The organism is Stenotrophomonas sp. AGC87, assembly GCF_057333975.1.
Window position 1 is genome coordinate 47040 of sequence record NZ_JBHFHW010000025.1, and the last position, 8668, is coordinate 55707.

At 67.1% G+C, this 8668-nt stretch carries 8 protein-coding genes; 3 read left to right on the forward strand and 5 right to left on the reverse strand.

The genetic code is table 11. The annotated features are described in order from the left end of the window. Positions 1 to 23: 23 nt before the first annotated feature. Both ACE026_RS09165 and aptA read right to left on the reverse strand, forming a co-directional pair. Positions 24 to 899: a plasmid replication/partition related protein gene (locus ACE026_RS09165; RefSeq protein WP_486038751.1), complete on the reverse strand. Its 876-nt coding sequence runs from the start codon at positions 897 to 899 to the stop codon at positions 24 to 26. A gap of 79 nt (positions 900 to 978) precedes the next feature. Then, positions 979 to 2331, reverse strand: coding sequence for an omega-aminotransferase AptA (gene aptA, locus ACE026_RS09170; RefSeq protein ID WP_486038752.1), 1353 nt, complete (start codon positions 2329 to 2331; stop codon positions 979 to 981). 114 nt (positions 2332 to 2445) lie between these two features. Between aptA and ACE026_RS09175 the strand changes: the two genes are divergently transcribed. Further along, entirely contained in the window at positions 2446 to 3948 is a 1503-nt protein-coding gene (locus ACE026_RS09175) for an aldehyde dehydrogenase (protein WP_486038753.1), read from the forward strand. A 6-nt stretch (positions 3949 to 3954) separates the two neighbouring features. Here ACE026_RS09175 and ACE026_RS09180 read toward each other — a convergent pair whose 3' ends face one another. Then, positions 3955 to 4587: a hypothetical protein gene (locus tag ACE026_RS09180; protein ID WP_486038754.1), complete on the reverse strand. Its 633-nt coding sequence runs from the start codon at positions 4585 to 4587 to the stop codon at positions 3955 to 3957. A 173-nt stretch (positions 4588 to 4760) separates the two neighbouring features. Here ACE026_RS09180 and ACE026_RS09185 point away from each other — a divergent pair, with 173 nt between their 5' ends. Continuing rightward, entirely contained in the window at positions 4761 to 6038 is a 1278-nt protein-coding gene (locus ACE026_RS09185) for an MFS transporter (protein WP_313217782.1), read from the forward strand. On the opposite strand, the gene ACE026_RS09190 is transcribed toward ACE026_RS09185, so the two are convergent. Both ACE026_RS09190 and ACE026_RS09195 read right to left on the reverse strand, forming a co-directional pair. After that, positions 6039 to 6500, reverse strand: coding sequence for a bacteriohemerythrin (locus ACE026_RS09190; RefSeq protein ID WP_486038755.1), 462 nt, complete (start codon positions 6498 to 6500; stop codon positions 6039 to 6041). It lies immediately after the preceding gene. Between the two features lie 70 nt (positions 6501 to 6570). Beyond that, complete coding sequence (locus ACE026_RS09195; RefSeq protein WP_486038756.1) at positions 6571 to 7917, reverse strand: diguanylate cyclase; 1347 nt, start codon at positions 7915 to 7917, stop codon at positions 6571 to 6573. 220 nt (positions 7918 to 8137) lie between these two features. On the opposite strand from ACE026_RS09195, the gene ACE026_RS09200 reads away from it, so the two are divergent. Further along, entirely contained in the window at positions 8138 to 8575 is a 438-nt protein-coding gene (locus tag ACE026_RS09200) for a hypothetical protein (protein WP_486038757.1), read from the forward strand. The last annotated feature ends 93 nt before the right edge of the window (positions 8576 to 8668 follow it).

Sequence of the window (8668 nt, forward strand, 5' to 3'; positions counted from 1 at the left end):
CCCCCCCCCCCCCGGCCACTACCTCAGATGTCCGCCACCTGCTTGCGCAGCACGGCCAGCTGCAGGCGCAGGGTGTCGTTTTCCAGGGTCAGCGCGATGATGCGCTGGCGCAGTTCGCCCGGCCCTTCGCCCAGGGCGTTGAGCGCATCGGCGATCTCGGCGGCGCGGCTGGGGTCGATCTCGGCGTCGCCATCGGCACTGTGCAGTACCTCCTGGACCGGCTTGCGCGGCTTGCGCTTGGACTCGCGCACGCGCTTGGCGGCCTGCTTGAGCTCGTCCTTGCCGGCGGCGGCCGCGGCGCGCTGTTCGTCTTCGGGCAGGTCGGCCACGGCGGCCGCGGCGCTGATCGAGATCGCCCCGGTCTTGACCGCTTCCACCAGCTCCGGTGCGGCCTGCTTGTGGATGCGCTCGATCATCGTCACCTGGCTGCTGCTCAGGCGCGCTTCGCGCGCCATGTCGGCGCGGCTGACCTTCGGCGCGGCGGCCCACGGCGGGCTGTCCTCGTCACCGGCATCGGCCGGGCCGCTGATCTCGCCGTCGCTTTCCTTCTGCAGCTGGGCCTGATCGGCGCGGTGGCGCTCGGCCAGGATGTCGCGCTTGCGCAGCGCCAGCACGCCGCGCTGGAAATCGGAGACGCTGCGGCGGCCCAGGTGCTGTTCGATCATCCACAGGTGGACGTCGTCCATCGACTGGAAGCGGGTGTTCTGGATCGTCTGGAACGGCAGGCCGTGCTTCTGGCAGATGCCGTAGCGGTTGTGGCCGTCCACCAGCACCTCGCCCCACAGCACCAGCGCGTCGCGGCAGCCTTCGGCCAGGATGCTGCGCTCCAGCGCGTCGTGCTCGTCCGGGGTCAGCGGATCGATGTAGGCCTTGAGTTCTTCTTTGACGACAATGTCCATGCAATCCGGTACGCGAGCGAAACGTGACCGACCATTGTAAGGATCGCGGCGGCCGCCGTCGTCGCCGGCGGATTCAGCCTCAGCCGGTGGCGCGGATCATCTCGCCCAGCACGTCCATGATCCGGTCGATATGGCTGCGCTCCAGGATCAGCGGGGGCGACAGGGCGATGACATCGCCGGTGCAGCGCACCAGCAGCTGACCATCGCGGAAGCAGCGCTCGAACACCTCGTAGCCGCGGGCGCCCGGGGCATCCTTGCGCGGCATCAGCTCGACAGCACCGATCAGCCCGAAATTACGGATGTCGACCACATGCGGCAGCCCGCGCAGGCTGTGCAGCCGCGCCTGCCAGTAGTCGCCCAGCTCGATGGCGCGCTCGAACAGATGCTCCTCGGCGTAGGTATCCAGCGCCGCCAGGGCCGCTGCGCAGGCCAGCGGGTGGCCGGAATACGTATAGCCATGGAAGAACTCGATGGCGGCCGGTGGGCCCTGCATGAAGGCGCCGTGGATCGCGTCGCTGGCCAGCACCGCGCCCATCGGCACCGCGCCGTTGGTCAGCCCCTTGGCCAAGGTCATCAGGTCCGGGGTGACGCCGAAGCGCTGCGCGGCGAAGGCGTTGCCGAGCCGGCCGAAACCGGTGATCACCTCATCGAACACCAGCAGGATGCCGTGCTGGTCGCAGATCTCGCGCAGGCGCTGCAAGTAGCCCGGTGCGGGCAGGATCACCCCCGCCGAGCCGGCGATCGGTTCGACGAACACCGCCGCGATCGTGGACGCATCGTGCAGCGCGATCAGGCGTTCCAGGTCTTCTGCGAGTTCGGCGCCGTGGCGTGGCAGGCCGGGGCTGAAGGCATTGCGCTCCAGATCGAGCGTGTGGCGCAGGAAATCGCTGCCGGCCAGCAACGGCCCGAACGTCTTGCGGTTGTTGGGCAAGCCCCCGATCGACAGGCCGCCGAAGCCGACGCCGTGATAGGCCTTTTCCCGGCCGATGAAGCGGGTGCGCTGGCCCTCGCCGCGCAGGCGGTGGTACGCCAAGGCGATCTTCATCGCGGTGTCGACCGCTTCGGAGCCGGAGTTGGTGAAGAACACATGGTCCAGGCTGGCCGGTGCCAGTGCAGCCAAGCGCTCGGCCAGCACGAACGGCAACGGCGAGCCCATCTGGAACGGTGGCGCGAAATCCAGCGTGGCCGCCTGCTGCTGGATCGCCTGCACGATCCGCGGCCGCGCGTGGCCGGCGTTGCAGCACCATAGGCCGGCCGCGCCATCCAGGATCGGGCGGTCGTCGATGTCGTGGTAGTACATGCCCTCGGCGCGTACCAGCAGGCGCGGGGCGGCCTTGAACTGGCGGTTGGCGGTGAATGGCATCCAGTAGGCATCCAGGTCTGCGGGTGCCTGGCTGGCCAGGGTCGACAACGACGAATCGGGACGAGGCATGAGGCACTCCGCAAGGGCGCGATGGTCACGACTTTATCGCACTCGCCTCACGTCATCCCGTGACGGCGCCGGGTATAACCGCCTTACCCGAATGAGTGGATGAGGACGACGCCGATGACCACCGCACGCACCCGTGACGACTGGCAACGCCAGGCCGATGCACTGACCTTCCAAGGCCAGGCGTTCATCGATGGGCGCTACGTCGACGCAGCCAGCGGCGCACGTTACGACTGCGTCAGCCCCATCGATGGCCGCGTGCTGGTGCAGGTGGCCGACGCCGACACGACGGACGTTGATCGTGCAGTCGCCGCGGCGCGTCGCAGTTTCGATGCGGGCGACTGGTCGCGGGCGGCACCGTCGCACCGCAAGCAGGTGCTGCTGCGGCTGGCCGACCTGGTGGAACAACACGCCGATGCGCTCGCGCTGCTGGAGACCCTGGACATGGGCAAGCCCGTACGCGACGCGCGCCAAGGCGATCTTGCCGGTGTGTTGCGTTGCCTGCGCTGGACTGCCGAGGCGGTGGACAAGGTGTATGGCGAAGTCGCCCCGACCGCGCTCGATACGCTGGGCCTGATCACCCGCGAGCCGGTGGGCGTGGTGGCGGTGATCGTGCCGTGGAACTTCCCGCTGCTGATGGCGACGTGGAAGATCGCGCCCGCCTTGGCGGCGGGCAATTCCGTGGTGCTCAAGCCCTCCGAGCGCTCGCCGCTGAGCGCGATCCGGCTGGCCGCGCTGGTGGCCGAAGCGGGGGTGCCCGATGGCGTGTTCAACGTGCTTCCCGGCCATGGTGAGCGGACCGGCGAACCGTTGGCGTTGCACATGGATGTGGATGCGCTGGCGTTCACCGGCTCCACCGCCGTCGGTCGCCGGTTGCTGCAATGCGCCGGGAAATCGAATCTCAAGCGCACCTGGTTGGAGTGCGGCGGCAAGAGCCCGAACCTGGTGTTCGCCGACGCGCCCGATCTGGACAAGGCTGCGCAGGCGGCAGCCACCGCGATCTTCTACAACCAGGGCGAGGTGTGTACGGCTGGCTCGCGTTTGCTGGTGCAGCGCTCGATCAAGGATGCCTTCGTTGCACGGGTGCTGGCGCATGGCCGGCATATGCAGCCGCAGCATCCGTTCGAACCGGACGCCGCGATGGGCGCGCTGGTCGACGAGGCGCACGCCGGCCGGGTGCTGGATTACGTAGCACGTGGTGAGGCCGATGGCGCGCGCCTGCTGCTGGGCGGCAAGCGGCTGGAGGTGGTGCCCGGTGGGAGCTACGTGGAGCCGACGGTATTCGACGAGGTTGATCCGCAGCACACCATCGCCCGCGAGGAAATCTTCGGGCCGGTGCTGTCGGTGCTGACTTTCGATCATGAAGGCGACGCACTGCGCATGGCCAACGATTCCATCTACGGCTTGGCCGCCGGGGTGTGGACACGCGATCTGGGCCGTGCGCATCGGGTAGCACGCGGGCTGCGCGCGGGCAGTGTGTGGGTCAATCAATGGGATGGTGGCGACATGACCGCCCCGTTCGGTGGCTACAAGCAGTCCGGCATCGGCCGCGACAAATCCCTGCACGCCTTCGACAAGTACACCGAACTCAAGGCGACCTGGATCCATCTGGGCGGGTAACGCCGCTCAGCAGTCCTGGCTGTGGCGGATCAGCGACTCGCGCAGCAGGTCGCGGTCCATTTCATCCACGGCGTTGCGCAGGTAGTCGATCTGCTGCCGCGTCAGGCGGCACTGGTCCACCGTGTAGCCCGGGGGCCAGGCGCCGATCAGCTGGAAGATCCCGTGCACGATCTGCTCCGGGGTCATCCCGGCCTTCATACGGAAGCGCTTGGGTTTGGGCTGGAACGCCGGGTGTACCTCGCGGTTGCCCAGCACGCGCGGAACCAGCGAGGCGGCATCGATACCGCTGCCCGTCAGCGAGCCCGGCACGCTCAGGTCCAGTACGGCGCGTGGCGCCTGCGGATCCACCACCGCAGCAGGCGATGAGATGGTTTGCGTGGCCACACGTGGCACAGGCAGGCGCGGCGACGCCGGGGGCTGCGGTGCGGGTAGCGAGAGAGTCACCGAGGGTGGGGGAGCCGGCGCAGCCAGCGGCCGCGGCAGCCAGTACACCGCCAGGCGGGCCTCCTCGGCGGTGCCGTTGGGGGCCGGTGAACGCAGCAGCACGCCCAGCATCAGCCCGTGTACAACGATCACCACGGCGATGGCGGCCGGCTGCGCCCAGCGCGAGGGGGCGGCACTCTTCCGTGAGGCTGACATCCGTGACCGTCCTGGTGGGGTGACCGCGTTGAGACCTTGCGGTGCCGGGGAAGTTCCTGTCGGATGCGCAGGCCGCAGACCCGGTCACAGGCTGACAGTCTCGTCTGCAACCATCGCGGCAGCCATGGGGTGGGCATGGCAGAATCCGGCAGCTGCCTTTTTCTGCGTACCCGATGTCCACACCTGCTGTCGCCCCTGTCGTGAACTCTCCCCGCCGCATTCTGCTGGCGAGCCTGATCGGCACCACCATCGAGTTCTTCGATTTCTACATCTACGCCACGGCGGCGGTGCTGGTGTTCCCGCACCTGTTCTTCCCGGAGAGCAGCGATGGTGCGGCGATGCTGCAGTCGCTGGCGACCTTCGCGGTGGCCTTCATCGCGCGGCCGGTCGGCTCGGCGGTGTTCGGTCACTACGGTGACCGCATCGGGCGCAAGGCCACCCTGGTTGCTGCGCTGCTCACGATGGGCATCTCCACCGTGGCGATCGGCCTGCTGCCCACGCATGCCAGCATCGGGCTGGTGGCGCCGGCCCTGTTGGCGCTGTGCCGCTTCGGCCAAGGCCTGGGGCTGGGGGGGGAGTGGGGCGGCGCCGTGCTGCTGGCCACCGAGAATGCGCCGCCCGGCAAGCGCGCCTGGTACGGGATGTTCCCGCAGCTGGGCGCACCGCTGGGCTTCCTGCTTTCGGCCGGCATCTTCCTGCTGCTGGGCCGCGCGATGAGCGAGGCCGACTTCCTGCAGTGGGGGTGGCGCGTGCCATTCCTGGCCAGTTCGCTGCTGGTCGGCATCGGCCTGTGGGTGCGCTTGAACATCCACGAGACCCCGCAGTTCCAGGCCGCGCTGGACCGCAACGAGCGGGTCAAGCTGCCGATGTGGACGGTGCTGCGCGAACATCCGCTGACGCTGGTGCTGGGCACTCTGGGGGCGTTCGCCACCTTCGTGCTGTTCTACCTGATGACCGTGTTCACGCTCGGCCATGGCACCACCGTACTGGGTTACTCGCGCGAGCAGTTCCTGCTGCTGCAGATGGTCGGCATCCTGTTCTTCGCCGCCGGCATTCCCATTTCCGCGTTGTATGGCGACCGCTGGGGCACGCGCCGCACGATGATCGTGGCCAGCGGCCTGATCCTCGCCTTCGGCGTCGTGTTCGCGCCGCTGTTCCAGGCCGGCAGCCCATGGCTGGTGCTCGGGTTCCTGGCGCTGGGGCTGTTCCTGATGGGCCTGACCTACGGCCCGTGCGGTACCTTCCTGGCCGAGATCTACCCGGTGCAGGTGCGCTATACCGGCGCCTCCTTGTCGTTCAACCTGGCCGGCATTCTCGGTGCCGCACCGGCGCCGTATGTGGCGACGTGGCTGGCCGAGCGCTATGGCCTGGTCGCGGTGGGCTATTACCTGTGCGTGACCGCATTGATCACCATCGTCGCCTTGCTGGCGATGGGGCGGCGCGGGCGCTGATCAGCGGAAGAAGCGCTTGAGCGTGCGGCCCAGCCAGCTGCCCTGCTGGTGGTCGCGCGCGAACTGGTTGAGGTGTTGTTTGACCTGCGGCGCGTACGCTTTGTCATCGCCACGGATATGGTTGAACAGCCAGCGCGACAGCATCGTGCGCAGCTCCTCGGTGATGTCCTCACCGGCCTGGAAACGCAGCCGGTACTCGCTCACGCGCTTGCCGAAGATTTCGTGCACGCGCTTGTGCGCCGAGCAGAACGGATAGCCAGCTTCCTCCATCAGCTCTTCTTCGAAGGCGAAGTGGGACATCGTGTAGTCCACCAGTTCGTCGATGACCTCGGCCACGGCCAGCCGCTCCAGGCTTTTCTGGGCGACGTGCAGGTGGTTGAGCATCTCCACGATGCGCATGTGCTGGTGATCGATGACATCGATGCCGATGTTCAGATCGTCCTGCCAGACCAGAAGTGCCATGGTGCGTTCCCCGCGCTGTTCAACTGGGGGCGACTCTAGGCAGTCACGGCCGGGGCCGCGTTGATCTCGATCAAGGCGCCAGGGCAGGCTCGCGCTGGCGTGGGCCGGTCGCCACGGTGGCGCAGTGGACGCGATTGCGGCCGCCGGCCTTGGCCAGGTACAGCTGCCGATCGGCCTCGGAAATCAGCCGGTGCAGGGAATCGCGCTGCGGCCGCAGGCAGCACAGCCCGATGCTGACCGTCATGCGCAGGGTGGTGTGGCCCAGGTCGACCTCCAGCGCGGCGATGCGCTGGCGCAGTTCGTCGAAGTAATGCACGGCCTGCTCTTCATCCATGCCCGGTACCAGCAGACAGAACTCTTCGCCTCCGAAGCGCGCGATCAGATCGTTCTCGCGCGCATGCTGGGCGACCGCTGCGGCCACCGCGCGCAGCGCATCATCGCCGGCCTCGTGGCCATGGGTATCGTTGATGTGCTTGAAGTGGTCGATGTCGATCATCGCTACGGCCACCTGTTCGCCATCCAGGTGCAGCTGCGGCAGCTGGCGCTGACTCTGCTCCAGGAAGCAGCGACGATTCGGCAGGCCGGTCAGGAAATCGCGGGTGGCCAGGTCCTGCAGGGTGCCGATCAGCTCGAGCTGGTCCACGTTCTGCGAGACGCGGCAGAAGAACTCCTCGCGCGAGAAGGGCTTGCGCAGGAAATCGTTGGCGCCGTTCTTGAGGAAGCGCGGAATCAGCGACGGGTCGGTATTGCCGGAAATCCCGATCACGGCCAGCTTGTCGCGCGAGCGCATCGTGCGCAGGCGGCGGGTGAATTCCACGCCCTCCATGCCCGGCATCTCCTGATCGACCACCGCCAGCCGGATCGCCGGGTGCGCCTCGATGGCCTTCAGCCCCTCGGCGCCGTCGGCGGCCTCGTAGACATCATGCCCATACATGCGCAGCAAGGAGGCGGCGTACATCCGCGCGGACATCGAATCATCCACCACCAGCGCGGCAATGCGCCGGTTGCGCTCCAGCCGCTGCACCAGCCACACCAGATAATCGATGCTGCCCGGGGTGTTCTTGAGCACGTAATCGATGATCTGCTGCTGCAGCACGCGCTTGCGCAGATCCTCGTCATACACGCCGCTGACCACCACGGTGGGCAGCCCGCGCGAGAGGAAGTAGTCCACCACGGTATCGCGGTCGCCATCGGCCAGTACCAGGCCGGTCAGGACCAGGAACCAACCCTGCTCCTCATCCAGCAACCGCCCGGCCTCGGCCAGGCTGGTCGCCACCGAGACCGGCAGCTCCAGCCGCTGCTCGATCGCCTCACGCAGCATGCTGGTGAACGTGCGCGAGTTTTCCACCAGCAGGATCCGCTGGGGCAGGGCATCACCGTGGTCGCTGAGAACAGCGCCCTGCAACAGTGCCGGCATGAGGCGTACGCTCGGTTCCGAGTGGGTCGGGACTGGTAGCGGCGGTTTCACCGGTAACTTTAGGGGGAGGGGGTGCCGCGCAATGTCGCAGCCTCGGCCTGGTTGCCGGGTGGATCGTCGTCCTGTGCTGGCGGCTCAGGCGGACCCTGATGATCGATGGATGTCCGCTTACGGTTACTATCGCTGAAGTTCCCCTCAACGTTTTAATCAGGAGGTAAATGTGCGCATTCCAAGGATTGTTGGTGTTGTGGGTGTCGTTATTCTCGCGTCGGTTCCGATGGTTGGAATGGCGCAGTCAGATGATCACGGAGTCAAACTGGCGAAACGCGGATTGGGACAGACGCAGCCATTGGCAGCGAACCTTAGCCAGAATTCAAACTGGTTGGTGTATGGATTCGAGCGCGAAGGAATCACCTATTACCAGGTGAACGACCTTGCAGGGCGCGTGCACCTGATCATTGGAAACGCAGATGATGTGTTCTGGGCATTGCCGGCTGGCGATGTTCCCGCGCGAGTGTCGCTGCCGACGCTGCGCGTTCAGGCGCCGAGAGGCGCGAGGCGCTCCGAGGTATACCGCGGCCCGCGCTTCTCGCTGGTGCTTTACGGGAGCGGCACTGATGCTGTCTGGTCGGTCGAGCCAGTGACAGGCAGCAACTAGGCCATCTGCGACAACATCAGGTGCAGTTTCGTTACCGCCCGACGTGGGGCGTAACGCGGGCTCGGCTGATGACTCTATGGTGGAGGGGCAGGT

Excerpts from the sequence above, each read along its gene's own strand:
- ACE026_RS09165 (WP_486038751.1), bottom strand. The coding sequence starts at position 899 with ATGGACATTGTCGTCAAAGAAGAACTCAAGGCCTACATCGATCCGCTG.
- aptA (WP_486038752.1), bottom strand. The coding sequence starts at position 2,331 with ATGCCTCGTCCCGATTCGTCGTTGTCGACCCTGGCCAGCCAGGCACCC.
- ACE026_RS09175 (WP_486038753.1), top strand. The coding sequence starts at position 2,446 with ATGACCACCGCACGCACCCGTGACGACTGGCAACGCCAGGCCGATGCA.
- ACE026_RS09180 (WP_486038754.1), bottom strand. The coding sequence starts at position 4,587 with ATGTCAGCCTCACGGAAGAGTGCCGCCCCCTCGCGCTGGGCGCAGCCG.
- ACE026_RS09185 (WP_313217782.1), top strand. The coding sequence starts at position 4,761 with ATGTCCACACCTGCTGTCGCCCCTGTCGTGAACTCTCCCCGCCGCATT.
- ACE026_RS09190 (WP_486038755.1), bottom strand. The coding sequence starts at position 6,500 with ATGGCACTTCTGGTCTGGCAGGACGATCTGAACATCGGCATCGATGTC.
- ACE026_RS09195 (WP_486038756.1), bottom strand. The coding sequence starts at position 7,917 with ATGCCGGCACTGTTGCAGGGCGCTGTTCTCAGCGACCACGGTGATGCC.